The following is a 23,519-nucleotide window of genomic DNA, read 5'->3' as shown; positions in this document are numbered from 1 at the left end:
TCACCCCTTACACATGACATGAGGCTCGCTCGGGCTCATGGCCCGCAAGGCTCCGGAAACACGTCAGCCGTCAGCCCCACGAATGAGGCCGACGGCTGACGGAAAGATCAGCTACGGAGAGATCGGCTGGGCTAAGCCCAGAAGTTCATTGCCCCTGTTGCTCGTCGCGGCGACGCTGCCACCGCTGCTCGATCCGGTCCATCACCGACCGGCGTTGCCTGGTCTGCCGACGGGCGGGAGCGCCGCCCGGCGCCGTGGCAGCACCGGCTGCGGGCTGTTCGCCAGGCTTGGGTGCTTTGCGCCATCCAGTGACCGCGAGCACCGCACATCCCAGCATGACGAGGAATCCCACCACGCTGACCCAGATCAGCTGGGCGACCATTCCGGCCATGAGAAGGGCGATACCCACAAGGAAGCCCGCGACCGCTTGGTAGACCCGTCGCCGGGTGTACGTACGCAGCCCGCTTCCCTCGAGCGCTGTCGCGAACTTGGGATCTTCGGCGTACAGCGCTCGCTCCATCTGCTCGAGCATGCGCTGCTCGTGCTCCGAGAGCGGCACGGAGTCCTCCTCATCGTGCAGTCGCCGGGGCGACCGGGGGTCCCCTTCAGGATAGGCAGGGAATCGCCCCCGTGAAACCCGCCCCTCTGCGCCAACTTCGCCAAACCGGACCGCCCTGCCGCTCCGGCTCGCTGAAGCGTGCATTCCCCAGCTGCCGGTCCGGCATGCCGGACGGTCTGCCTCGATCATACGGCGCCCGTAGCCCGTTCGGAGGGTGTGTGCCGTACTCCATGTGCCGCTGCGCCCCTGATCAGCGCGGCGGCCAGGGCGAACATCAGGCCTCGTCGGCATCCCCGGTCTCACCGAGCACATGCAGCTGGGTGGCCACGGCGTGGAAGGCGGCGAGCTCCGCGGCGGCCGCCTCCAGCTTGAGCAGGGCCTCCAGGGCGCCGGGCTCGGTGTCCACCAGGACGCCGGGGACGAGGTCGGCGAAGACCCGCACGCCATGCACCGCGCCGACCCGCACACCTGCCGCCTCGACCAGCCCGGTGAGCTGCTCGGCGGTGAACCGCCGGGGCACGGGGTCGCCGTCGCCCCAGCGGCCCGCGGGGTCGCCGAGTGCCTGCCTGGCCTCGGTGAAGTGCCCGGCGAGCGCCCTGGCGAGCACGGCCCCGCCGAGGCCCGCGGCGAGCAGGCTGAGGGTGCCGGAGGGGCGCAGGGCGCCGACGGCGTTGCGTACGCCCTCGGCGGGGTCGTCCACGTACTCCAGGACGCCGTGGCACAGCACGGCGTCGTACCCGCTGCGCTCCACGACGTCGAACAGGCCGTGTACGTCGCCCTGGACGCCGCGCACGCGGTCGGCGACGCCGGCCTCGGCGGCCCGGCGCTCGAGGGCGAAGAGCGCGTTCGGGCTGGGGTCGACGACGGTGACGGTGTGGCCGAGGCGGGCGACGGGCACGGCGAAGTTGCCACTGCCGCCCCCGGTGTCGAGCACATCGAGCGACTCGCGGCCCGTGGCCTTGACCCGGCGGTCGAGAGCGTCCTTGAGGACATCCCAGACCACGGCGGTACGGAGAGAAGCGCGGGGGCGCATCGGGTCCGACACGGCAGTTGACTCCTCGGCGCGTCCACCGCGTGGTCCGCGGCGGAGCTAGGGGGGGTTCCCTCCTCTCGGCCGATGAGCGGCGGAGGAGGGTGCGGGCGTTCCCACCCTATTGCCTTCGGCCGACTGCCCCGTCACCCGGCGTCCGGCGGCTCCTGCCTGGGCTGGGGCAGCACGGGCTGCAGCACCAGCATCCGCTCGACCAGGCGCAGGAACATCGCGGTGTCACGCATCAGGTCGTCGGCGTCGCGGGTGGTCGCCGCGCCCTGTATGCCCGCCTCGGCGCGGGCCCTGCGCGCGGCGCCCGATGCGAACAGGGCGCTCCACTCCGTCAGTTCGGGCGCTATCTCCGGGAGCACTTCCCAGGCGCTGCGGATCCGCTGCCTGCGGCGCGGTGTCGTCTCGGGGCGGCCACGGGCGGCGAGGACGGCGGCCGCGGTGCGCAGGGCGGCGAGGTGGGCGGTGGCATAGCGCTCGTTCGAGGTCTCCAGGTGCGCCGCCTCGTCGAGTCCGGCGCGGGCCTGGGCGAGCAGTTCGAGTGCGGCGGGCGGGGCCGTGGCCCGGCGCAGGACGGGGTGGACGTCGCTCGCGGGGCCGGTCAGTGAGGGGGCAGGGCCGACGGGGCGGTGCCGACGTGCGGCTGCTGCGGAAGTGCTGGCCATGACGAACCTCCTGTCGTCGCGTGACGGCGCAGTGGCCGTATGTGCCCATCGTGAAGTACGCCACTGACAATCGACTCTGACCTGCGACTTTGCCTCGATCGCGGCTTCGCGCTAGTTTTTGCACTGACCAGTCAGTTCAAAAGAGGGTGCGAGGGGGGACCGTGGACGGTCCGACGGACGACGGTCGGCGGGGAGCCGCTGTCACAGCCAAGGGCTTCGGCCTGAAGGGGCCGCGGGGCTGGGCGTTCCGCGGGGTCGATGTCGACGCGGAGCCGGGGGCACTGATCGCGGTCGAGGGGCCATCGGGGTCGGGCCACACCTGTCTCCTCCTCGCACTCACCGGACGTATGCGCCCGACCGAGGGCGATGCCTCAGTGGGCGGCTTCCGGCTGCCCAAGCAGCTCGCGGCGGTGCGCCGGATCAGCGCGCTCGGACCCGTGCCCGGCGTCACGGATCTCGACCCGGCACTGACCGTCGCCGAGCATCTGCACGAACGGGCGCTGCTGCAGCGGCGGTTCGGCGGATCGCTGCGGGATCTGCTGAAGCCGCGGGCCGAGCGGGCGACCGAGGCACGGCTGCGGATCGACACGGCCCTGACCGCGGCGGGACTCGACATGGAGTCGCTGCCCAAGGGCCGGCGCACCTCCGTACGCGATCTGGAACGCCTGGAGGCGCTGCGGCTCTCCATGGCCCTCGCGCTGATCGGGCGGCCGCGGCTGCTCGGCGTCGACGACATCGACCTCAAGCTCTCGGACGCCGAACGGGTGGCGGCCTGGGCCCTGTTGAGGTCGATCGCCGAGCGCGGCACCACGGTCGTCGCGGTGTGCAGCGAGGCACCCGATGACGCGGTCGTCGTGTCCACCGAGCGTCCCGCCGACGCCGACGCCGAGCCCGAAGCCGAGGCCGCATCCGAAGGCACCGAGACCGACGACAAGGAGGCGGCCGATGCGCGCGCCTAAGCTGGCCTCGCTCGAGCTCCGGCGCTTCGGCAGGGGGAAGCTGCCCCGAGCGGCGCTCGTCGCCCTCCTGCTGCTGCCCCTGCTGTACGGCGCCCTGTACCTGTGTTCCTTCTGGGACCCGTACGGCCGTCTCGACCGGATACCCGTCGCGCTCGTCAACGACGACAAGGGGGCCACCGCCGGGGGCAAGAAGCTCGCGGCGGGCGACGGCATCGTCGACGGGCTGCGGGACAGCAAGACGTTCGACTGGCACGAGGTGAGCGCCGCCGAGGCGCGCGACGGCGTCGAGGACGGGACGTACTACCTGTCCCTGACGATGCCGTCGGACTTCAGCAAGCGCATCGCGTCGAGTTCGGGCGACTCCCCGGAGACGGGTGCCCTGCAGGTCAGGACGAACGACGCCAACAACTACATCGTCGGGCAGATCTCGCGGACGGTCTTCTCCGAGGTGCGTACGGCGGCCTCCACGAAGACATCCCGCTCCTTCCTCGACAAGATCTTCATCTCGTTCTCGGACATCCACGGGGCGACCGAGAAGGCCGCCAAGGGCGCCGACAAGCTCGACGGCGGCATCGGCAAGGCGAAGAAGGGTTCGAAGGACCTCGCGAAGGGCCTGAAGGACGCCAAGGACGGCAGCGGCGATCTGGCCGGCGGCATCAAGAAGCTCCACAAGGGCGCGGGCGAGCTGAAGGACGGCTCGAAGAAGGTCTCGGACGGCACCCAGAAGCTGGCCGACAAGGTCAACGGCACCGCGGACCAGGTGCGGCCCTTCCTGAAGGACAACGGCAAGACCATCGGGGACACGGCGCAGCTCGTCGCCGACTCCTCCAAGGCGATGCGCCACAACCTGGACACCTGGGTCAAGCTCGCGCCCGGGGCGGCCAAGGGGGCGGCTGACGGCTCCAAGGTCATCGGCGACCTCTACACGGAGCAGTGCGAGGAAGCCCCTCTTCCCGCCCCCTCCTGCCCGAAGCTCAAGGAGGCCAAGAAGTCCGCGGAGAACGTGTCGACCATCGCGGACGACATGAACACCTTGATCAAGGACCAGAACAGCGACGTCAAGGCGCTCGACAAGCACCTCGCCACGCTGCAGAAGAAGTCGCAGGCACTGGCCGACCGCGCACCGCACCTCGACGAGGACCTGGAGACCGCGGTCACCCAGATCAACGACCTCAACAAGGGCGCGGGGAAGGTCGCCAAGGGCGCCAAGAAGCTGCACACGGGCCTCGGCACCGCCAAGACCGGCTCCGTCGACCTCGACGAGGGCGTCGGCAAGCTCAAGACGGGCGCGAACGACCTGGAGGGCGGCCTGTTCAAGCTGGCCGACGGCTCCGGGAAGCTGGCGAGCGGACTGCACGACGGCGTCGAGCAGATCCCCGACTACGACAAGAAGGACCGCGACCAGCGCACCGACGTGATGGCCGACCCCGTGCAGCTCGCCTCCCAGTCGATGCACAAGGCGCCCAACTACGGCACCGGTTTCGCCCCGTACTTCATCCCGCTCTCCCTGTGGGTCGGCGCGATGGTGGCGTACATGCTGATCCAGCCGCTGAACCGGCGCGCGCTCGCCGCGGGCGCGTCCGCCTGGCGGATCGCGTTCGCGGGCTGGCTGCCGGTCGCCGCCCTGGGCGTGCTGCAGACGGCCGCCCTGATGTCGGTCCTGCACTGGGGCCTCGGCCTGCAGATGGCGCGGGCGGCCGGGACCGTGGGCTTCCTCTGCCTGGTGACGTGCTGCTTCGCGGCGATCGTGCAGTGGCTCAACGCGCGCTTCGGAGCGGCCGGGCGGATCCTCGTCCTGGCGGTCCTGATGCTGCAGCTGACCTCGGCGGGCGGCACGTACCCCGTCCAGACCAGCCCGTCCTTCTTCGGCGCGATCCACCCCTTCCTGCCGATGAGTTACGTCGTCGACGCTCTACGGAGGCTCATCACGGGCGGCGGACTCGGCCCCGTCTGGCAGGCGTGCGCGGTGCTCACGGCCTTCACCCTGGGCGCCCTCGCGCTCACCGCGCTCTCCGCGCGCCGCAAGCAGGTGTGGACGCTGGACCGACTGCACCCGGAGCTGAGCCTGTGAGCACCGCAAGACCTGTGAGAATCGGGCCCATGGACAGCAGCGCAACCAGCACCCGGCGCGAGGCCACCCGGCAGAAGCTCTACGAGGCGGCCGTCACGCTCATCGCCGAGCAGGGCTTCTCGGCCACGACGGTCGACGAGATCGCCGAGCGGGCCGGGGTGGCGAAGGGCACGGTCTACTACAACTTCGCGAGCAAATCGGTCCTCTTCGAAGAGCTCCTTCGACACGGCGTCGGCCTGCTCACCGCCTCCCTGAAGGAGGCGGCCGAGAAGGCCGACGCGAGCGGCGGCAGCAAGGTCGACGCCCTGGACGCGATGATCCGGGCCGGCCTGGTCTTCATCGACCGCTATCCGGCCTTCACCCAGCTGTACGTCGCCGAGCTGTGGCGCACCAACCGGGCCTGGCAGTCCACGCTGATGGTGGTCAGGCAGCAGGCGGTCGCCGTGGTCGAGGACGTGCTGCGCGGAGGCGTCGAGAACGGCGAGCTCAGCGAGGAGATCGACATCCCCCTGACGGCCGCCGCGCTCGTCGGGATGGTCCTCGTCGCGGCGCTCGACTGGCAGGCCTTCCAGCCGGAACGCTCGCTCGACGACGTGCACTCGGCGCTCTCACGGCTGCTGCAGGGCCGGGTGAGCGGAGGCCGCTGAGCGGCACACAGAAGGCCGGGCAGCACACAGAAGAGCGCCGGTCCGGTGCCACCTGATCTCCAGGCGGCGCCGCACCGGCGCTTCTCGTTCCCCCGAAACCCCCGTTCGGCCCCGGGCGGTCATCCCCGAGTCCCCCGGTCCCCCGAGTCACCCCCGTGTCTCGCTCCCACCTTCGGTGGGGTGGGAGGAGCGGCCAAGGGCGCTGCGCGGTTCCGCCGCCCCGTGTCGGCGGTACCGGCGCCGCGCCCTTCTCCGTGCCCCTCACTCTTCCGTCATCGCAGGTCGGGACCCATCCGCGTACATACTCATCTCCCTCACTAGGTACGGATACTCAGGCCTGGGTGCTCAACCCCACGCCCGGGGGAACGCCACTGGTTACGATCGCGTCCGTGTCCGTACTCCCCCTGGTGTTCACCAGTGGCTGGGCGAGCGGGATCAACGCGTACGCCGTGGTCCTGCTGCTCGGTGTCTTCGGCGCGACCGGGGTCACCGACGAGGTGCCCGAGTCACTGCAGCGAACCGATGTGCTCGTCGTCGCCGGGGTGCTGTTCGCCTGCGAGGCCGTCGCCGACAAGATCCCGTACGTCGACTCGATATGGGACTCCGTGCACACCGTGATCCGGCCGGTGTCCGGCGCCGTGGTCGGGGCACTGCTCGCGGGGCAGAGCGGCTCGCTGCCGGATCTGGCTGCCGGGGCGGTGGGCGGGTCGACGGCGCTGGCCAGTCACTGCGTCAAGGCCGGGACGCGGATGGCGATCAACAGCTCCCCCGAGCCGTTCAGCAACATCATCGTGAGCACGGCGGAGGATCTCGGGGTCGGCGGGATCATCAGCTTCGCGATGTTCTACCCGGAGGCCGCGGCGATCATCGCGGCGGTGCTGCTGCTCCTCGGGCTGCTGATACTGGTCTTCCTGATCTCGCGGATCCGGCGGTTCCTGCGGCGCAGGGCCCAGCGGCGCGAGGAGAAGCGGATCGCGGCGCGACTGGGCCGGCCGCCGGACTGAGGGCTCCCGGCGTGACTGTCAGTGGTGGCCGATAGGGTTTTTCGCATGGCACGGATTGTGGTGATCGGCGCCGGGATGGGCGCGATGGCGGCGGCCGCCCGGCTGGCCGTCGCGGGCCACCGGGTGGTGGTGCACGAGCGGTCGGGGACGTACGGCGGCGCGCTCGGCCGCGTGGAGCGGGACGGCTTCGCTTTCGACACGGGCCCGGGCCTGCTCCATCTCCCCGCCGTCTACCGCGACTTGTTCGTGAAGACGGGCAAGGAGCCGCTGGAGAAGGTCGTCGAGCTGTCCCAGGTGGAGCCCGCGGTCCGGCACATCTTCGCGGACGGCACCACGGCCGATCTGCCGAACGCGTCCCGCGCGGGCGTCGGCGAGGCCCTCGACACGGCGCTCGGCGGCGGCGCGGGCGTCCGTTGGTCGGCGTTCATGAACCGCGCCCGTGAGGCCTGGGACCGCACCCGCCGCCCCCTCCTGGAAGAGCCGCTCTGGCCGAACTGGCAGGTGCTGGCCGACCGCGAGCCCTACCCCTCGCTGCCGCACAAGCGCCTCCTGCGCCGCGAGCGCCGCGCGGCCACCCTCACCGAGGTCGCCGAGCTCGAACTGGGCGGGGACGCCCGGCTGCGCGCGCTGCTCGAGCAGTACGCCCTCGCGTACGGCCTCGATCCGCGGACGGCCCCGGCGAGCGCGGCCGTCCTGCCCTACCTGGAGCACACCTTCGGCGCGTGGTCCGTGCGCGGCGGGATGCGCGCCCTCGCCCAAGCCGTGTACGAGCGGTGCCTGGCCCGCAGGGTCGAGTTCGCGTTCGACTCCGCGGTGACCCGGATCGTCGAGAAGGACGGCCGCGCGGCGGGCGTGGAGCTCGCGGACGGGACGGCGCACGGGGCGGACTTCGTGGTCGCCGGTGTCGCGCCCGGCGTACTGGACGGCCTGCTGTCCGGTGTATCCGGCATGTCCGGGGCATCCGGTGTGAACATACGAGCGGAGGGTGAGGTGCCGGCCAGGTCCGGACTGCCCAGCCGCCTCACGGTGCTCCTCGCGCTGCGCGGAGCGCGGCCCGCGGGGACGCCGCACCGGACCGTGCTGCACACCCCCGACCGGCAGGACGAGCTCGACCGGCTCTTCGGGGACCGCCCGGGGCTGCCCGCCACGCCGACCGTCACGGTGCTGCGCCCCGACGACCCGTCGCTCACGCCCGACGCCGGGCACGAGGCGGTCACCCTCACGGTCACCGTCCCCGCGCACACGGAGATCACCGAGGCGGACGTGGACCGGCTGCTGACCCGCGCCGAGACGGCCGTGCCAGGGCTGCGGGAGAGGCTGCTGTGGCACGAGGTCCGCACCCCGGCCGACATCGCGGAGGCCACCGGCGCCGAAGGCGGCGCGGTCCCGCCCCCGTCCCTCGCGGCGGGCGAAGGCCGGCTGCTTCACCCGGCCAACAGCACGCGCGTGCCGGGGCTCTTCGCGGTCGGCGGCTGGTCGCACCCGGGCGGCGGGCTTCCGCACGCCGGCATGTCGGGCACGCTGGTCGCCGGGCTGATCGTGGAGGGACCGGAGTTCCGCGGCTCGCAGTGAGCCCCGGGGTCAGTAGCGGTACTGCTCGTTGTAGCCCGCGTCGTACCCGTGCCCCTGGGCATGGTCGCCCTGGTTCGGATACGGCTGCTCGGGCGGCAGCTCGCCCCCGTACGCCCCGTAAGGGTCGTCGACGCCGCGCTGCTGGGGCACCCAGACCCCGCCGGGCGGCGTCTCGCTGTAGCCACCGCCGCCGTTGCCATTGCCGTACGGATCGGCGGCGGGATAGGGCGGGTACGGCTGCTGGTCGCCGTAGGTGTCGTAGCTCTGCTGGCCGCCGTAGGTCTGCGTCCCGATGTACGGGTCGGAGTACGCGGCGTACTGCTGCTGTCCGGTCTCCCCGTAGGCGTAGGGCTGCTGCGGGTCGTAGCCCGCCGTGGCGTACGTGTCGTAGCCGTAGCTGCTGTCCTGGGCGGGCTGCTCCTGTGCGTACGCGGCGTCGCTGTACACGCCGTACTGCCCGGTGTCGTCCGGCATGGGCTCCGGTGCGTAGACCCCCTCGCCGGGCGCGTGCGCGGGCGGCTCGGGCTGCTCGTACGCGAGGTCGGAGACCTGGAGCGTCGGGTCCTGGGCGGCGGCCCGTGGCGAGGTCTTGCGGCGCTTGCTCATGCCGGGCTGGCCGCCGAGCGCCCAGCCGGTCGAGAAGCCGCGGCGGAACGACAGCGTCACGTACGTCTGCCCCGTCGCGAAGGCGATCGCGCCGGCCCCGATGACGACCACCGACGGCATCAGGACGCCGACGACCACCCCGAGGAAGCCGCCGAAGGCGAGCAGCCGCCAGCGCAGCCGCGCCTTGTACTGCAGCAGCACCTCGCCCAGCAGCCACAGCGCGACGCATCCGAACGCGATGTAGAGGACCGTCCAGCCCATGTACGCCCCTCTCCCCACGGCCGCCGCCCCGTGGGTACGGCCGTTTCAGGCCTGGTGGTGATGCAGGCCCAGATTCTCGTAGATTTCCAGCGTCGCCGTGGAGTTGTTGAGCGTGATGAAGTGCAGCCCCGGCACACCCTCGGCCAGCAACCGCGCGCAGAACTCCGTCGCGAACTCGATGCCAATGGAGCGTACAGCCGCCGGATCGTCTTTGGCTGTGAGGATGCGCTCTTTGAGCGCCGGCGGGAAAGAAGCGTTGCTGAGCTGGGGCAGCCGCTCCAGCATGCGCACGTTCGTCACCGGCATGATCTCCGGGATGATCGGCGTCGAACAGCCCGCGGCCTCGACCCGGTCGCGAAGGCGCAGATACTCCTCCGGATAGAAGAACATCTGTGTGATCGCGTAGTCGGCGCCCGCGCGGCACTTGTCGACGAAGTGCCGGACGTCCGTGTCCCAGTCCTCCGACCGCGGATGCATCGCGGGGAAGGCCGCGACGCCCACGCAGAAGTCACCCGACTCCTTGATCAACTGGACCAGTTCGGCGGCGTATGTGAGGCCTTCGGGGTGCTTGACCCAGTCGGCGAGCGGGTCGCCGGGCGGGTCGCCGCGGACCGCGAGCATGTTCCTGATCCCGGCGTCCGCGTACTGCCCGATGATGTTGCGCAGCTCGGCCACGGAGTGGTCGACCGCGGTCAGGTGGGCGACAGGCGTGAGCGTCGAGTCGGCGACGATCTGCTCCGTCTCCTTGACCGTGCCCGCACGCGTCGAGCCGCCCGCTCCGTACGTCACGGAGACGAAGCTGGGGGCCACCGCCTCGACCCGGCGCAGCGCGTTCCACAGGTTCCGCTCGCCCTTCGGGGTCTTCGGCGCCGAGAACTCGAACGAGTACGTGGTCTTGCCGGTCGCGAGCATGTCGCGCACGGTTCGTGCGCGATCTGTCCTGGTGGAAGCAGTGCCTAGGGCCATACCGGCAGGTTAGCGACGGGGTGCCGCACCGGCTAATCCCCGTCCACCTTACGGACAGCTTCCCCGGAGGATGGCCGAAGAACGCCGATCAGGCCGTACGCAGCCGCTTTGCGAAGTCCGCCGCCGCTGCGGCCGGATCGTCGGCCTCGGTGATGGCCCGGACGACGACGACGCGGCGGGCGCCCGCTTCGAGCACCTCGTCCAGATTGCCCGCGTCGATGCCGCCGATCGCGAACCACGGGCGGTCCGTGCCCAGCGACGCCGTGTACCGGACCAGGTCGAGACCGGGGGCGTGCCGTCCCGGCTTGGTGGGGGTCGGCCAGCAGGGGCCCGTGCAGAAGTAGTCCACGCCGTCCTGGACGGCCGCCGCTGCGGCCTCGGACTCGGCGTGCGTGGAGCGGCCGATGAGGACGTCGTCGCCCAGGATGCGGCGGGCCGCGGGCACGGGCAGGTCGCCCTGGCCCAGGTGCAGCACATCGGCGCCGATGGCGTGCGCGACGTCCGCGCGGTCGTTCACGGCGAGGAGCTTGCCGTGCCGGCGTGCGGCGTCGGCGAAGAACTGGAGGTGCTCGAGCTCCTCGGCCGCCTCCAGGCCCTTGTCGCGCAGCTGCACGATGTCGACGCCGGCGCCGAGGACCGCGTCGAGGAACTCCGGGAGGTCTCCCTGGCGCTTGCGGGCGTCCACGCACAGGTAGAGGCGGGCGTCGGCGAGCTGCTCGCGGGCAGGCGTGATGGCCATGGAGTGTTCCCCCCGGGTGTCGGTGGCGGTGGCGTACGGGCCGCGTGGAGCGCGCTGCGGCCCGTACACCGCACGGTTCGGATCAGGTCAGACGGCGAGCGCCTGGGCGCGGCGCTTCACCTCCGTGCCGCGATTCTCGCTCAGCGCCTGCGCGGGCGTGCCCGGCAGGGTCGGGTCGGCGGTGAAGAGCCACTCCAGCATCTCTTCGTCGGAGAAGCCGTCGTCCCTCAGGAGCGTCAAGGTGCCGGTCAGGCCCTTGACGATCTTGTCCTCGTCGATGAAGGCGGCAGGCACCTGGAGCGCGCGGTTCTCACCACGGCGCACGGCGATCAGCTGGCCCTCCTTGACCAGCTGGCGCACGCGCGTCACCTCGACGTCGAGCATTTCGGCGATGTCGGGGAGGTGGAGCCATGCGGGGACGAGAGCATCAGTCTTTGCGTCAATCTCGGTCACAGGACAAAGCGTATCCCCGGCGACTGACAGAGGGCGGCACGGCCGGCGCGGCTACTCCAGGACCGCCATCTTGAGCGGCACCGACGGATCCGCCGCCTTGGCCGGATCGAGCCGTGCGCCGCTCTCGATCAGCTTGCGGCCCTGGGCGAGGTCCCGGGGGCGCCCCACCGCGAGGACGGCCACCAGGGCGCCCGCGCGCAGCCAGCACACCGTCCAGGCCGCGCCCGCCGGGTCGCCGCGCCACACCAGTGCGTCGGCGGAGCCGTGGTGTCCCGCGTACTGGACGAAGCGGCCGAACTGCTCGGACCAGAAGTACGGGACCGGGTCGTACGCCGAAGGGGTCTCGCCGATGATGTTGGCCGCGACCGTGCGCGGGCCCTGGAGGGCGTTGTCCCAGTGGTGGACGAGGAGACGCTCGCCGTACCTTCCCGAAGGGAAGGAGGAGCAGTCCCCGACCGCGTACACGTCCGGTTCCGAGGTCCTCAGGTGATCGTCGGCGACGACCTCCCGGTGGGCGCCGAGGGCGATCCCGGAGTCCGCGAGCCACTGCGTGGCGGGCCGGGCGCCGATGCCGACGACGACCGCGCCGGCGGGCAGCCGGGTGCCGTCGTCGAGGAAGACGGTGCCGGGCTCGACGCGCTCCACGCGCGCGTGGGTGCGCAGTTCGGCCCCGGAGTCCGCGTACCAGGCGGTCATCGGCGCCGCGACCTCGGCGGGCAGCGCCCCCGCGAGCGGCCGCTCGGCGGCCTCGACCACGGTGACCGCGCAGCCCGCCTCGCGCGCGGCGGTGGCGAACTCGGCGCCGATCCAGCCCGCCCCGACGACCACGATGTCGTGCTGCTCGGCGAGCACCGGGCGCAGCCGTTCGGCGTCGTCCAGGGTGCGCAGCAGATGCACGCCGGGGACTCCGGATGCGCCCGGCAGCAGGATCGGCTCGGCGCCGGTGGCGATGACGAGGACGTCGTACGGGACCGGGCCCCGCTCGGTGTCCAGTTCGTGGTCCGCGGGGCGCACGCCCGTGACCTCGTGGCCCAGGCTCAGTTCGATGCCCAGCGCCTCGAAGTCGACGTCGAAGGCGGAGCCCTCCGCCTTGCCGAGCAGCACGGCCTTGGACAGCGGCGGCCTGTCGTACGGCTGATGGGGTTCCGCCCCGATGAGGGTGACCGCACCGGTGAACCCCTGATCGCGCAGGGCCACGGCGGTCTGCACCCCGGCCATCCCCGCGCCGACGATGACGACCTGGCGCTCTGCCTGCCTCTGCTGCTCGCTCACCCGATCACTGTAGGGCGGCACAGGACGCCGACTTCAGGGCGCGACGAGGAGATCTCTGACACACCGTCACCGCCCATACCCGGACAGCTCCCCCTACTGCCACCGGACACTACGGGCTAGGGTGGCCGGTGCAGAGCACTCGCGGGAGCCCGGACGCACCGGGCTGAGAGGGAGGCTGGGACGGCCTCCGACCGTACGAACCTGATCCGGGTCATGCCGGCGAAGGGAGGGGCTGGACACCCATGCATCCACATACACCACCCCATGCGACGACGGACGTCCTCGTCGTCGGGGGCGGCATCATCGGCCTGGTCACGGCCTGGCGGGCGGCGCAGCGCGGCCTGTCCGTGGCGGTCGTGGACCCCGAGCCCGGCGGCGGCGCGGCGCAGGTCGCCGCGGGCATGCTGGCCGCGGTCACCGAGCTGCACTACGGCGAGCAGACGCTGCTCGGCCTGAATCTGGCCTCCGCGAAGCGTTATCCGGAATTCGCGCAAGAACTGACGGAGGCGAGCGGTCGCGATCTCGGCTACCGCGCGTGCGGCACGCTCGCCGTCGCGCTGGACTCCGACGACCGCGCCCATCTGCGCGAACTGCACACCCTTCAGCGCCAGTCGGGGCTCGCATCGGAGTGGCTGAGCGGGCGCGAGTGCCGCCGCCTCGAACCGATGCTCGCGCCCGGTGTGCGCGGCGGGCTCCGCGTGGACGGCGACCACCAGGTCGACCCGCGCAGGCTCGCAGCGGCGCTCCTGGTGGCGTGCGAGCGGGCCGGCGTGGTCTTCCACCGGGCGTGGGCTGAGCGCCTGACGGTCGTACGCGACCGGGCCACCGGTGTCGTCCTCGCGGACGGCGCCGCCCTGGAGGCCAGCCGGACCGTGCTGGCCGCGGGCAGCCTCAGCGGACGCCTCACAGGGGTCCCTGAGGGGGTTCTGCCGCCCGTTCGCCCGGTCAAGGGGCAAGTGCTGCGGCTTACGGTGCCGGAGCGCTACGCGCCGTTCCTGAGCCGTACGGTGCGCGCCGTGGTCCGGGGCAGCCAGGTCTATCTGGTGCCGCGCGAGAACGGCGAGCTGGTGGTCGGCGCGACCAGCGAGGAGCTCGGCTGGGACACGACGGTCACCGCGGGCGGCGTGTACGAGCTGCTTCGGGACGCCCACGAGCTCGTACCGGGCATCACGGAACTGCCGCTGACCGAGACCCGCGCGGGACTGCGCCCCGGCTCCCCCGACAACGCGCCGATGCTCGGCCCCACCGCCCTGCCCGGCCTCCAGCTGGCCACCGGCCACTACCGCAACGGCGTACTCCTGACGCCCGTCACCGGCGACGTCATGGCGCACGCCCTGGTCACCGGTGAACTGCCCGACGAGGCACGGGCGTTCACTCCCAGCCGGTTCGCGACGGCCCCCTCGGCACCGGCCCCCTCGGCACAGTCCCTCATGGAGCAGCCCGCATGACCCACTCAGCCGTCTCAGTCAACGGAGAAGTCCGCGAGGTGGCCGCGGGCACCACGCTCGAGTCCCTGGTCGCCACGCTCACCGCGGCCCCGTCCGGCGTCGCCGCGGCGCTCAACGAAACCGTCGTCCCGCGCGCGCGGTGGTCCACCACGGCGCTCGCCGACGGCGACCGCGTCGAAGTGCTCACCGCCGTCCAAGGAGGCTGAACCGACATGGCAGACGACCCTTTCGTCATCGGCGGGCTCACGCTCTCCTCACGACTGATCATGGGTACGGGCGGTGCGCCCAGCCTCGACGTGCTCGAGCGGTCCCTCGTCGCCTCCGGAACGGAGCTGACCACAGTCGCGATGCGCCGCCTCGATCCGGGCGTACAGGGCTCGGTGCTCTCCGTGCTCGGCCGGCTCGGCATCCGGGTCCTGCCGAACACGGCGGGCTGCTTCACCGCGGGCGAGGCCGTCCTGACCGCCCGGCTCGCCCGCGAGGCGCTCGGCACGGATCTGGTGAAGCTGGAGGTCATCGCGGACGAGCGCACCCTGCTCCCCGATCCGATCGAGCTCATCGACGCCGCCGAGACCCTGGTCGACGACGGCTTCACGGTCCTTCCCTACACGAACGACGACCCGGTCCTCGCCCGGAAGCTGGAGGACGTGGGCTGTGCGGCGATCATGCCGCTCGGGTCGCCCATCGGCTCCGGGCTCGGGATCCGCAACCCGCACAACTTCCAGCTGATCGTCGAGCACGCGCGCGTGCCGGTGATTCTGGACGCGGGGGCGGGCACGGCGTCCGACGCGGCGCTCGCGATGGAGCTGGGGTGCGCGGGTGTGATGCTCGCCTCGGCCGTGACGCGGGCGCAGGAGCCGGTGCTCATGGCGGAGGCCATGCGGCACGGCGTCGACGCGGGGCGCCTGGCCTTCCGGGCGGGGCGGATTCCGCGGCGGCATTTCGCCGAGGCGTCTTCTCCTGCGGAGGGCCTGGCCAGGCTGGATCCGGAGCGGCCGGCGTTCTGAGCGGCTGCGCCTGTTACAGGTCGGCTGCAGTCGGGCCCCAGGGCCGCCCGCGCGGGCATCGGTGTCAGCGGTGGCTCGTAGACTCCCTCCGTGGACACGACCCTTCAGGACCCGCTCGTCGGGCAGGTGCTCGACGGCCGTTATCGCGTGGACGGACGGATCGCGGTAGGCGGGATGGCCACGGTCTACCGGGCCGTGGACACCCGCCTCGACCGCGTGCTCGCGCTCAAGGTGATGCACCCGACGCTCGCCGCCGACGTCTCGTTCGTCGACCGCTTCATCCGCGAGGCGAAGTCGGTCGCCCGGCTCTCGCACCCGAACGTGGTGGGGGTCTACGACCAGGGCGCCGACGGTGCGTACGTCTATCTGGCGATGGAGTACATCGCCGGGTGCACCCTGCGCGACGTCCTGCGCGAGCGCGGCGCCCTGCAGCCGCGGGCCGCGCTCGACATCCTGGAGCCGGTGCTCGCCGCGCTCGGCGCCGCGCACCGCGCCGGGTTCGTGCACCGCGACATGAAGCCGGAGAACGTCCTCATAGGGGATGACGGCCGGGTCAAGGTCGCCGACTTCGGCCTCGTGCGCGCGGTGGACACCGTCACGAACACGACCGGCACGGTCCTCGGGACGGTCTCCTATCTCGCGCCCGAGCAGATAGAGCACGGCACGGCCGACACCCGTGTCGACGTGTACGCGTGCGGTGTCGTGCTCTACGAAATGCTGACCGGCGCCAAGCCGCACTCCGGTGAATCTCCGGCCCAGGTGCTCTACCAGCACCTCCACGAGGACGTGCCGCCCCCGTCGGCGGCCGTCCCGGGGCTCCCCGTGGAGCTCGACGAACTGGTCGCCTCCGCCACCGCCCGCACCCCGGACGTCCGTCCGCACGACGCGGTGGCGCTCCTCGGGCAGGCCAGGGAGGCGCGGGCCGCGCTCTCCCTCGAGCAGCTGGACGCGGTGCCGCCGCAGGCGCGCACCACGGAGCACGACAACGCCGACGACCGTACGAGCGTGATTCCGCGCGCGGCGCGGTCCGTGCAGCTGTCGCTCCCCGCGGACGGCGATGACCAGCAGCAGGACCCGCTCAACCGCACCAGCATCCTGGCGACACCGCCGCCGGCCCCGCCGCAGGCCCCCGGCCGCGGACGCGGGCGGTCCAACCCCCGCCGCGGGGTCCTGGCGATCGTCGCCGCCGTGCTCCTGGCGCTCGGCCTCGGCGCGGGCGTCTGGTACATCAACTCCGGCCAGTTCACGAACGTCCCGCCGCTCCTGGCGAAGACCGAGGCGGCGGCCAAGCAGCGGCTCGACGAGGCCGGGCTCGAGGTGAAGGACGTCAAGCGCGCGTACAGCGACACCGACAAGCGGGGCACGGTCATGGCCACCGACCCCAAGGCGGGCGAGCGCATCCGGGGCAACGACGGCGTGACGCTGACCGTCTCGCTGGGCCCGGAGATCGTCAAGGTCCCTGAGCTCAAGGACACCCCGCTGGCCGCGGCGAAGAAGGAACTCAAGGACGCGGGGCTCGCGCCCGGCATGACGACAAGGGCCTTCAGCAAGGACGTCCGCAAGGGCTCCGTGATCAGCACGGACCCGGGCACGGGCACCAAGCGCAAGGCGGGCTCCGCCATCGCCATCGTCGTCAGCAAGGGCTCCCCGATCGACGTCCCCGACGTGACGGGCGAGTCCGAGGCCGACGCGACCGCCGAGCTGGAGGACGCCGGGCTCAAGGTGAAGATCGCCACGGCGCGGGTCCACTCCGAGGAGGACAAGGGCGATGTCGCCGCGCAGTCCCCCAAGGAGGGCCAGAAGCGGCTCGCCGCGGGTGACACGGTCACGCTGCAGATCTCCAAGGGCCCGCAGATGGTCGAGGTCCCGGACGTCGAGGGCATGAAGGTCGACGAGGCCACGCAGGAGCTGGAGGACGCGGGCTTCCAGGTCGAGGACGACAAGGGTCTGCTCGGCCTCTTCGGGGACACCGTGAATGATCAGTCCGTGGAGGGCGGCGAGGAGGCCCCCAAGGGGTCGACCATCACCATCGAGATCCGTTAGCAGCCGCTGCCCCGTCTGCGGGTCGTTTGTGGCTGGTCGCGCAGTTCCCCGCGCCCCTGAAGGGGCGCTGTCGCCGGCCCGCGAGGATGCGCCACCGTCGGGATCCGCCGCAGGACCGGCCTCGCACGCATGCCACCCTGGACCCTGTGAGCAGCAACAAGTCCCCCAGCGCAGCACCCCGCAACCCCGTCGGCGGTCATGTCCCCGTGGCCGGCGGGCTCGCCTCCGTAGGGCTCTCGTACGCCCGTGAGATGGGCGCCGAGGCCGTCCAGGTCTTCGTCGCCAATCCGCGCGGCTGGGCCACGCCGCCCGGCAATCCGAAGCAGGACGAGGAGTTCCGCGCGGCCTGTGCCGCCGAGCGGATTCCCGCGTACGTCCACGCGCCCTATCTCATCAACTTCGGCTCGCACACCGAGGCGACCGTCGAGAAGTCCGTGGAGTCCCTGCGCCACTCGCTGCGCCGCGGCCGCGAGATCGGCGCGCTCGGCGTCGTCGTGCACACCGGCTCCGCGACCGGCGGCCGGGACCGCTCCGTCGCTCTGAAGCAGGTGCGCGACCGGATGCTGCCGCTGCTCGACGAGCTGACGCACGACGACGATCCGTATCTCCTCCTGGAATCGACCGCCGGGCAGGGCTTCTCGCTCTGCTCCCGCACCTGGGACTTCGGCCCGTACTTCGAGGCACTCGACGCCCACCCGAAGCTGGGGATCTGCCTGGACACCTGCCACATCTTCGCGGCGGGCCACGACCTGACCGGGCCGAGCGGCATGCACCAGACCCTCGACCTCCTGGTCGACACGGTCGGCGATGGCCGGCTGAAGCTGGTGCACGCCAATGACTCCAAGGACGTGGTCGGCGCCCACAAGGACCGCCACGAGAACATCGGCACCGGCCACATCGGCGAGGACCCGTTCCGCGCGCTGATGGCCCACCCCGCGACCGACGGCGTACCGCTGATCATCGAGACACCGGGCGGCAAGGAGGGGCACGCGGCGGACGTGGCGCGGCTGAAGAAGCTCAGGGACGGCTGAGGGCTTCTCATGCAGCAGCACGCGCACGGCATCGGCAAGGTCAGCTGGCGCATGGCGGCCCGGGCGACGCTGCACTGCCTCACCGGGTGTGCCATCGGCGAGGTCCTCGGCATGGTGATCGGCACCGCGCTCGGCTGGGGCAACATGGAGACGATGATCCTCGCGATCATCCTGGCCTTCTTCTTCGGCTACGCCCTGACCCTGCGCGGCGTTCTCAAGGCCGGGGTCGATTTCAAGACGGCGTTCCGGGTCGCGCTCGCCGCGGACACCCTGTCCATCGCGGTGATGGAGCTGATCGACAACGCCGTGATCGCGTTCTGGCCGGGAGCGATGGACGCCCATCTCTCGGATCCGATGTTCTGGTGGATCCTCGCCATCGCGCTTGCCGCCGCGTTCGTGATCACCACTCCGGTCAACAAGTGGATGATCGGCCGCGGCAAGGGCCACGCGGTGGTCCACCAGTACCACCACTGACCAACGAAATCAGCGGCGTACGCAGGACTAGAGCTCGGGGCCGTCCCCAGGCTCTTCCTGGTACGAGTACCGCTGCTCGGCCCAGGGATCGCCGACGTTGTGATAGCCGCGCTCCTCCCAGAAGCCGCGGCGGTCTGCCGTCATGTACTCGATGCCGCGGACCCACTTGGGGCCTTTCCAGGCGTACAGATGGGGCACCACGAGCCGCAGCGGGAAACCATGCTCAGCGGTGAGCAGTTCGCCGCCCTTGTGCGTGGCGAAAATCGTGCGGTCGGAGGCGAAGTCGGCCATCCGCAGATTCGAGCTGAAGCCGTACTCGGCCCAGACCATCACATGCGTGGCATTGGGCGCGGGCGGCGCGATGTCGAGCAGCGCACGCGCGGGCACCCCGCCCCATTCGGCGCCGAGCATGCTGAATTTCGTGACGCAGTGCAGATCGGCGACGACGGTGGCGTACGGAAGAGCCGAGAACTCCTCATGCGTCCAGCAGTGCTTCTCGCCGTCGGCGGTGGCCCCGAAGACCCTGAACTCCCAGCGCTCCGGGCGGAACTTCGGCACCGGGCCATAGTGCGTGACCGGCCAGCCGCGCTGCAGGCGCTGTCCCGGTGGAAGCTCCGGCTCCGCTGCTCTCCGAGATGCGTGATCCGCCGGCTGACCCATGCCTCCATCCTGACAGACCCGGGGCAGTGGACGTGACCAGGCAGCCCCCGCCCAAACGCCGATTCGGGCAACTCCTACTAAGCGTGCACTTACTGGACGACCTCCGAACACCGGTGCAAAGATGCGCGCTACCTGGCCAGTCAACACACTTGGAAGGAGCCTCTGCGATGCAGGGCGACCCCGAGGTCATCGAGTTTCTCAATGAGCAGCTGACCGCCGAACTGACGGCGATCAACCAGTACTTCCTTCACGCGAAAATGCAGGAGAACTTCGGCTGGCCGAAGCTCGCCAAGTACACCCGGGCCGAGTCGTTCGACGAGATGAAGCACGCCGAGACGCTGACCGACCGGATCCTGTTCCTCGACGGCCTGCCCAACTATCAGCGGCTCTTCCATGTCCGGGTGGGCCAGACGATCACCGAGATGTTCCAGGCCGACCGGCAGATCGAGGTGGAGGCGATCGACCGCCTCAAGCGCGGTGTCGAGGTGATGCGCGGCAAGGGCGACATCACGTCCGCGAACATCTTCGAGTCGATCCTCGAGGACGAAGAACACCACATCGACTATCTCGACACCCAGCTCGAGCTGATCGAGAAGCTGGGCGAGCCGCTTTACATCGCGCAGCTCGTCGAGCAGCCGGAGAGCTAGACGGCTCCGGGAAGCTAGGCGGCTTCCGGAAGTTCCGCCTCCGGAGCGAGGGCCACCGCGGGGGTGCCCTCCTTCACCAGCTCGCGAGTGGGGCAAGCGCCCCGGCCGAGCAGTGCCTGGATGCGTCGTACGCACGAACCACAGTCCGTGCCCGCCTTGCAGGCCGACGCTATCTGACGGGGGGTGCACGCACCGTCGTCCGCATGCTTCTTCACCTGCTCTTCGGTGATGCCGAAGCAGTTGCAGACGAACATGCGGTTCACCTCCCCGGTGCGTCATCGATCGGGATCGACGGCAGATCAATAAGTTATGCCCGTCCCGATTGATCGGTGAGGCTAACCTAACCTTACCCGCCGCTCCCTGCTCGCAAAAGCCCCGGATACGCCGGTGGGGCGCGGATCACATGGATCCGCGCCCCACCGTTGCGTACACGAGGGAATTACTGGTCCCGGTACATCTCCGCCACCAGGAACGCCAGGTCCAGGGACTGGCTGCGGTTCAGGCGCGGGTCGCAGGCCGTCTCGTAGCGCTGGTGCAGGTCGTCGACGAAGATCTCGTCGCCGCCGCCCACGCACTCGGTGACGTCGTCACCGGTGAGCTCGACGTGGATGCCGCCCGGGTGGGTGCCCAGGCCCTTGTGGACCTCGAAGAAGCCCTTGACCTCGTCGAGCACGTCGTCGAAGCGGCGGGTCTTGTGGCCGGAGGCCGCCTCGAAGGTGTTGCCGTGCATCGGGTCGGTGACCCAGGCGACGGTCGCGCCGGACGCGGTGACCTTCTCGACCAGCTCCGGGAGCTTGTCCCGGACCTTGTCGGCGCCCATGCGGACGATGAAGGTGAGGCGGCCGGGCTCGCGGTCCGGGTCGAGGCGCTCGATGTACTGCAGCGCCTCCTCCGTGGTCGTCGTCGGGCCGAGCTTGATGCCGATCGGGTTGCGCACCTTGGAGGCGAACTCGATGTGCGCGCCGTCCAGCTGACGGGTGCGCTCGCCGATCCAGACCATGTGGCCCGAGGTGTCGTACAGCCGGCCCGTGCGCGAGTCCACGCGGGTCAGGGCCGATTCGTAGTCGAGGAGCAGCGCCTCGTGCGAGGCGAAGAACTCGACGGTCTTGAACTCCTCCGGGTCGGTCCCGCAGGCGCGCATGAAGTTGAGGGCGTTGTCGATCTCGCGTGCCAGCTGCTCGTAACGCTGGCCGGAGGGCGACGACTTCACGAAGTCCTGGTTCCAGGCGTGCACCTGGCGCAGGTCGGCGTAACCGCCGGTGGTGAAGGCGCGCACCAGGTTGAGCGTCGAGGCGGATGCGTTGTACATCCGCTTCAGGCGCTCGGGGTCCGGGATGCGGGCCTTCTCGTTGAAGTCGAAGCCGTTGACCGAGTCGCCCCGGTAGGTCGGCAGGGTCACGCCGTCGCGGGTCTCGGTGCCCTTGGAGCGGGGCTTCGAGTACTGCCCCGCGATGCGGCCCACCTTCACGACGGGCACGGAGGCGGCGTAGGTGAGGACGGCGCCCATCTGGAGCAGCGTCTTCAGCTTGTTTCGGATGTGGTCGGCGGACACGGCGTCGAAGGCCTCGGCGCAGTCGCCACCCTGGAGCAGGAACGCCTCGCCCTTGGCCACAGACGCAAGGCGGGCGCGCAGCTGATCGCACTCGCCCGCGAAGACGAGCGGCGGATACGACTCGAGGTCCGCGATCACATCGCGCAGAGCCTCGGCATCGGGGTACTCAGGCTGCTGCGCCGCGGGAAGGTCTCGCCAGGTGTTGCCACCGGTCGGGGTGCTCTTAGCGTTCACGGTCACCCCGACAACATTACGGGGTCGTGTCCGCCGTCCATTCACCCGCTCACCAAGTGAGACGGAGGCGACACAGCCGAGCGGCGGCGCGCCAGCTCCCGCTCGCCCGCGTTCGGCGTCGCGAGGGCAAGCCTGCGGTGGGTGCGGCGCAGCATCGTGCGGGCCATGAAGGGGTGGACGCGCCGCACCACCGCCCAGTAGACCCGGCCGCGCAGAGTGTCGGCGCGGGCGGCGGTGCTGAGCGTGACGTACCGCTCGTCGACCAGGATCGAGGCGCGGGCGGTCAGGCCGGCCGTGTCCACCTCCAGGAGCAGTTCGTCGCCCTCGCGGGCGAGCACCGGGAAGGCGTCGCGCAGGATGCCGGTCCAGGCCTCCGGGTCGCGCGGCTGCCCGGGGAGCAGGGGCATGCGGTACGCGTCCTCGTAGCCGGGCCGGTCGATCGCCGAGCGGATCAGGGCGGCCGCCTCCGGTGCGCCGACGGTCTCCGGGCGGGCCCAGGCGAGCCGGTTGTAGAGCCGCACCAGGGGTGACCACCGGACGGGGCGGGCGCAGCCGCCGGTCGCGACACGCTCGATGTTGTCGAAGACCTCTTCGATGATCGTGTTGTGCAGCGGCCTGATGAGGGTGGGCCACAGGACGCGGTTCATGCCCTCCGGCCGGGTCCGCAGCACGTGCCGCACGCGGCAGCGCCGCTCCCCTATCGGCTCGACCGTCAGCTCGTGGAAGCCGTTGTCGGGCGGGGTGAAGTCGAAGCGGACGCGGTGGCCCGGCTCGTACTCCCTGACGCTGTAGCGGACCGGGCCGTGGCCGCCCGTCGCGCCCACGCCGAGCGGGCGGTCGAAGATCATCCCCGCCCAGGCGGGCGTCGGGAAGATCGGGTCGTCATCGGCGGAGAGACGGTCGAGCAGGGCACCGACCACCTCCGCCGGAGCCTTGATCACGCGCTCGTGCTCATTGAGTACCGCACTCATCACGCACCTCCATACGCTGGCGTATGGTCGACCATACGGTACCGTACGGACATGGTGCAACGGCAGCAGAAGAAGACCGCGGCGAAGCCCCGCCTGACCGCCGACGACTGGGCGGACGCCGCGCTCACCGCGATCGGCGAGGGCGGTATCGCCGCCGTCGCCGTGGAGCCCCTCGCCGTCCGCCTCGGCACCACCAAGGGCAGCTTCTACTGGCACTTCGCCAACCGTGACGCGCTCATCGAGGCAGCCCTGAACCGCTGGGCGGAGATCAACACCGAGGGGACGATCCAGGAGGTCGAGGCCGAGCCCGACCCCCGGCAGCGCGTCCGGCTGCTCTTCGCCGAGGCCATCGCGTCGGCGACCTCCGACCCCCTGGAGGTCGCCCTCCTCGCGACCGCCTCGCACCCCCAGGTCGCTGATGTGATGCGCCGCGTGACTGAGCGCCGGGTGGCGTACGTCGCCGAACTCTTCGCCGCGCTCGGCTTCCCCGAGGCGGAGGCACGGCGGCGCGGTCTGCTCGCGTACACGGTCTATCTGGGGCACGCCCAGCTCGGGCACGCGGTGCCGTCGGCACTGCCCGCGGCCGACGAGTTCGGCGCCTATCTCAACGAGGCCCTTGACGTCCTGATGATGCGCTAG

The 23,519-nt window shown here is 71.1% G+C and carries 25 protein-coding genes and 1 riboswitch; of the genes, 13 read left to right on the top strand and 12 right to left on the bottom strand.

Features of this window, described 5'->3' with window-relative positions; translation table 11 throughout:
• Positions 1-145: 145 nt before the first annotated feature.
• From OG453_RS14220 to OG453_RS14210, 3 genes are all read right to left on the bottom strand, one after another.
• On the bottom strand, positions 146-559 hold the full coding sequence (locus OG453_RS14220) for a DUF3040 domain-containing protein (protein WP_266867945.1): 414 nt from the start codon (positions 557-559) through the stop codon (positions 146-148).
• A 274-nt stretch (positions 560-833) separates the two neighbouring features.
• Positions 834-1,604 (bottom strand): methyltransferase, encoded by a 771-nt coding sequence (locus OG453_RS14215; protein ID WP_266867943.1) that lies wholly within the window; start codon positions 1,602-1,604, stop codon positions 834-836.
• A gap of 131 nt (positions 1,605-1,735) precedes the next feature.
• Positions 1,736-2,263, bottom strand: coding sequence for an SAV_6107 family HEPN domain-containing protein (locus OG453_RS14210; protein WP_266867942.1), 528 nt, complete (start codon positions 2,261-2,263; stop codon positions 1,736-1,738).
• 161 nt (positions 2,264-2,424) lie between these two features.
• On the opposite strand from OG453_RS14210, the gene OG453_RS14205 reads away from it, so the two are divergent.
• The 5 genes from OG453_RS14205 (at position 2,425) to OG453_RS14185 (ending at position 8,516) form a co-directional block, all read left to right on the top strand.
• Positions 2,425-3,222: an ATP-binding cassette domain-containing protein gene (locus tag OG453_RS14205; protein WP_266867941.1), complete on the top strand. Its 798-nt coding sequence runs from the start codon at positions 2,425-2,427 to the stop codon at positions 3,220-3,222.
• The gene (locus tag OG453_RS14200; protein WP_266867939.1) at positions 3,209-5,293 is read left to right on the top strand and encodes a YhgE/Pip domain-containing protein; all 2,085 of its coding nucleotides are present in this window, start codon (positions 3,209-3,211) and stop codon (positions 5,291-5,293) included. Before OG453_RS14205 ends, OG453_RS14200 begins: the two co-directional genes overlap by 14 nt.
• A 29-nt stretch (positions 5,294-5,322) precedes the next feature.
• Positions 5,323-5,940 (top strand): TetR/AcrR family transcriptional regulator, encoded by a 618-nt coding sequence (locus OG453_RS14195; RefSeq protein WP_266867937.1) that lies wholly within the window; start codon positions 5,323-5,325, stop codon positions 5,938-5,940.
• Positions 5,941-6,329: 389 nt separating this feature from the next.
• On the top strand, positions 6,330-6,944 hold the full coding sequence (locus OG453_RS14190) for a DUF4126 domain-containing protein (protein ID WP_266867935.1): 615 nt from the start codon (positions 6,330-6,332) through the stop codon (positions 6,942-6,944).
• A 45-nt stretch (positions 6,945-6,989) separates the two neighbouring features.
• Positions 6,990-8,516: an NAD(P)/FAD-dependent oxidoreductase gene (locus OG453_RS14185; protein WP_266867933.1), complete on the top strand. Its 1,527-nt coding sequence runs from the start codon at positions 6,990-6,992 to the stop codon at positions 8,514-8,516.
• Positions 8,517-8,525: 9 nt separating this feature from the next.
• Here the strand turns inward: OG453_RS14185 and OG453_RS14180 are convergent, their stop codons facing one another.
• The 5 genes from OG453_RS14180 to OG453_RS14160 all read right to left on the bottom strand — a co-directional run bounded on the left by OG453_RS14180 (position 8,526) and on the right by OG453_RS14160 (position 12,813).
• Positions 8,526-9,383 carry a hypothetical protein gene (locus tag OG453_RS14180; protein ID WP_266867931.1) on the bottom strand — a complete coding sequence of 286 codons (858 nt, stop codon included), beginning with the start codon at positions 9,381-9,383 and terminating at the stop codon, positions 8,526-8,528.
• Between the two features lie 45 nt (positions 9,384-9,428).
• On the bottom strand, positions 9,429-10,349 hold the full coding sequence (gene metF, locus OG453_RS14175; protein ID WP_135328946.1) for a methylenetetrahydrofolate reductase [NAD(P)H]: 921 nt from the start codon (positions 10,347-10,349) through the stop codon (positions 9,429-9,431).
• Positions 10,350-10,437: 88 nt separating this feature from the next.
• The gene (gene thiE / locus OG453_RS14170; protein WP_266867929.1) at positions 10,438-11,088 is read right to left on the bottom strand and encodes a thiamine phosphate synthase; all 651 of its coding nucleotides are present in this window, start codon (positions 11,086-11,088) and stop codon (positions 10,438-10,440) included.
• A gap of 87 nt (positions 11,089-11,175) precedes the next feature.
• Entirely contained in the window at positions 11,176-11,541 is a 366-nt protein-coding gene (locus OG453_RS14165; protein WP_266867927.1) for an Rv2175c family DNA-binding protein, read from the bottom strand.
• A gap of 51 nt (positions 11,542-11,592) precedes the next feature.
• Positions 11,593-12,813 carry an NAD(P)/FAD-dependent oxidoreductase gene (locus OG453_RS14160; protein WP_266867926.1) on the bottom strand — a complete coding sequence of 407 codons (1,221 nt, stop codon included), beginning with the start codon at positions 12,811-12,813 and terminating at the stop codon, positions 11,593-11,595.
• A gap of 131 nt (positions 12,814-12,944) precedes the next feature.
• Positions 12,945-13,058, top strand: a riboswitch (TPP riboswitch).
• On the opposite strand from OG453_RS14160, the gene thiO reads away from it, so the two are divergent.
• The 6 genes from thiO (at position 13,056) to OG453_RS14130 (ending at position 18,816) form a co-directional block, all read left to right on the top strand.
• Positions 13,056-14,261 (top strand): glycine oxidase ThiO, encoded by a 1,206-nt coding sequence (gene thiO, locus OG453_RS14155; protein ID WP_266867924.1) that lies wholly within the window; start codon positions 13,056-13,058, stop codon positions 14,259-14,261. It overlaps the preceding riboswitch by 3 nt.
• Entirely contained in the window at positions 14,258-14,467 is a 210-nt protein-coding gene (gene thiS / locus OG453_RS14150; protein ID WP_266867923.1) for a sulfur carrier protein ThiS, read from the top strand. Before thiO ends, thiS begins: the two co-directional genes overlap by 4 nt.
• Before the next feature lie 6 nt (positions 14,468-14,473).
• On the top strand, positions 14,474-15,268 hold the full coding sequence (locus OG453_RS14145; RefSeq protein ID WP_266867921.1) for a thiazole synthase: 795 nt from the start codon (positions 14,474-14,476) through the stop codon (positions 15,266-15,268).
• Positions 15,269-15,358: 90 nt separating this feature from the next.
• Positions 15,359-17,311 carry a Stk1 family PASTA domain-containing Ser/Thr kinase gene (pknB, locus tag OG453_RS14140; protein WP_266867919.1) on the top strand — a complete coding sequence of 651 codons (1,953 nt, stop codon included), beginning with the start codon at positions 15,359-15,361 and terminating at the stop codon, positions 17,309-17,311.
• Between the two features lie 146 nt (positions 17,312-17,457).
• A complete protein-coding gene (locus OG453_RS14135) occupies positions 17,458-18,342 on the top strand; it encodes a deoxyribonuclease IV (protein WP_266867917.1) in 885 nt (294 codons plus the stop codon).
• A gap of 9 nt (positions 18,343-18,351) precedes the next feature.
• On the top strand, positions 18,352-18,816 hold the full coding sequence (locus OG453_RS14130) for a DUF4396 domain-containing protein (RefSeq protein WP_266867915.1): 465 nt from the start codon (positions 18,352-18,354) through the stop codon (positions 18,814-18,816).
• A gap of 27 nt (positions 18,817-18,843) precedes the next feature.
• On the opposite strand, the gene OG453_RS14125 is transcribed toward OG453_RS14130, so the two are convergent.
• A complete protein-coding gene (locus tag OG453_RS14125) occupies positions 18,844-19,476 on the bottom strand; it encodes a sulfite oxidase-like oxidoreductase (protein WP_266867914.1) in 633 nt (210 codons plus the stop codon).
• A gap of 167 nt (positions 19,477-19,643) precedes the next feature.
• Here OG453_RS14125 and bfr point away from each other — a divergent pair, with 167 nt between their 5' ends.
• Positions 19,644-20,123: a bacterioferritin gene (gene bfr, locus OG453_RS14120; protein WP_266867913.1), complete on the top strand. Its 480-nt coding sequence runs from the start codon at positions 19,644-19,646 to the stop codon at positions 20,121-20,123.
• 14 nt (positions 20,124-20,137) lie between these two features.
• On the opposite strand, the gene OG453_RS14115 is transcribed toward bfr, so the two are convergent.
• The 3 genes from OG453_RS14115 to OG453_RS14105 form a co-directional block, all read right to left on the bottom strand.
• Positions 20,138-20,377: a bacterioferritin-associated ferredoxin gene (locus OG453_RS14115; RefSeq protein ID WP_266867912.1), complete on the bottom strand. Its 240-nt coding sequence runs from the start codon at positions 20,375-20,377 to the stop codon at positions 20,138-20,140.
• A 185-nt stretch (positions 20,378-20,562) separates the two neighbouring features.
• Entirely contained in the window at positions 20,563-21,915 is a 1,353-nt protein-coding gene (locus OG453_RS14110) for a class II 3-deoxy-7-phosphoheptulonate synthase (protein WP_266867911.1), read from the bottom strand.
• Positions 21,916-21,950: 35 nt separating this feature from the next.
• The gene (locus OG453_RS14105; protein WP_266867910.1) at positions 21,951-22,880 is read right to left on the bottom strand and encodes a DUF2867 domain-containing protein; all 930 of its coding nucleotides are present in this window, start codon (positions 22,878-22,880) and stop codon (positions 21,951-21,953) included.
• Positions 22,881-22,931: 51 nt separating this feature from the next.
• Between OG453_RS14105 and OG453_RS14100 the strand changes: the two genes are divergently transcribed.
• Positions 22,932-23,519, top strand: a complete 588-nt coding sequence (locus OG453_RS14100; protein ID WP_266867909.1) for a TetR/AcrR family transcriptional regulator — start codon at positions 22,932-22,934, stop codon at positions 23,517-23,519.

Origin of the sequence: Streptomyces sp. NBC_01381, assembly GCF_026340305.1 — a bacterium.
Taxonomy (GTDB): domain Bacteria; phylum Actinomycetota; class Actinomycetes; order Streptomycetales; family Streptomycetaceae; genus Streptomyces.
The sequence above is the reverse complement of the archived record's forward strand: the minus strand, read 5'-3'. Positions and strand labels throughout refer to the sequence as shown.

Coding starts and splice junctions, on each gene's coding strand:
- thiE (WP_266867929.1), bottom strand. CDS start 11,088: ATGGCCATCACGCCTGCCCGCGAGCAGCTCGCCGACGCCCGCCTCTAC.
- OG453_RS14115 (WP_266867912.1), bottom strand. CDS start 20,377: ATGTTCGTCTGCAACTGCTTCGGCATCACCGAAGAGCAGGTGAAGAAG.
- thiO (WP_266867924.1), top strand. CDS start 13,056: ATGCATCCACATACACCACCCCATGCGACGACGGACGTCCTCGTCGTC.
- OG453_RS14180 (WP_266867931.1), bottom strand. CDS start 9,383: ATGGGCTGGACGGTCCTCTACATCGCGTTCGGATGCGTCGCGCTGTGG.
- OG453_RS14145 (WP_266867921.1), top strand. CDS start 14,474: ATGGCAGACGACCCTTTCGTCATCGGCGGGCTCACGCTCTCCTCACGA.
- OG453_RS14130 (WP_266867915.1), top strand. CDS start 18,352: ATGCAGCAGCACGCGCACGGCATCGGCAAGGTCAGCTGGCGCATGGCG.
- bfr (WP_266867913.1), top strand. CDS start 19,644: ATGCAGGGCGACCCCGAGGTCATCGAGTTTCTCAATGAGCAGCTGACC.
- OG453_RS14210 (WP_266867942.1), bottom strand. CDS start 2,263: ATGGCCAGCACTTCCGCAGCAGCCGCACGTCGGCACCGCCCCGTCGGC.
- OG453_RS14185 (WP_266867933.1), top strand. CDS start 6,990: ATGGCACGGATTGTGGTGATCGGCGCCGGGATGGGCGCGATGGCGGCG.
- OG453_RS14100 (WP_266867909.1), top strand. CDS start 22,932: ATGGTGCAACGGCAGCAGAAGAAGACCGCGGCGAAGCCCCGCCTGACC.
- OG453_RS14125 (WP_266867914.1), bottom strand. CDS start 19,476: ATGGGTCAGCCGGCGGATCACGCATCTCGGAGAGCAGCGGAGCCGGAG.
- OG453_RS14105 (WP_266867910.1), bottom strand. CDS start 22,880: ATGAGTGCGGTACTCAATGAGCACGAGCGCGTGATCAAGGCTCCGGCG.
- thiS (WP_266867923.1), top strand. CDS start 14,258: ATGACCCACTCAGCCGTCTCAGTCAACGGAGAAGTCCGCGAGGTGGCC.
- OG453_RS14200 (WP_266867939.1), top strand. CDS start 3,209: ATGCGCGCGCCTAAGCTGGCCTCGCTCGAGCTCCGGCGCTTCGGCAGG.
- OG453_RS14195 (WP_266867937.1), top strand. CDS start 5,323: ATGGACAGCAGCGCAACCAGCACCCGGCGCGAGGCCACCCGGCAGAAG.
- metF (WP_135328946.1), bottom strand. CDS start 10,349: ATGGCCCTAGGCACTGCTTCCACCAGGACAGATCGCGCACGAACCGTG.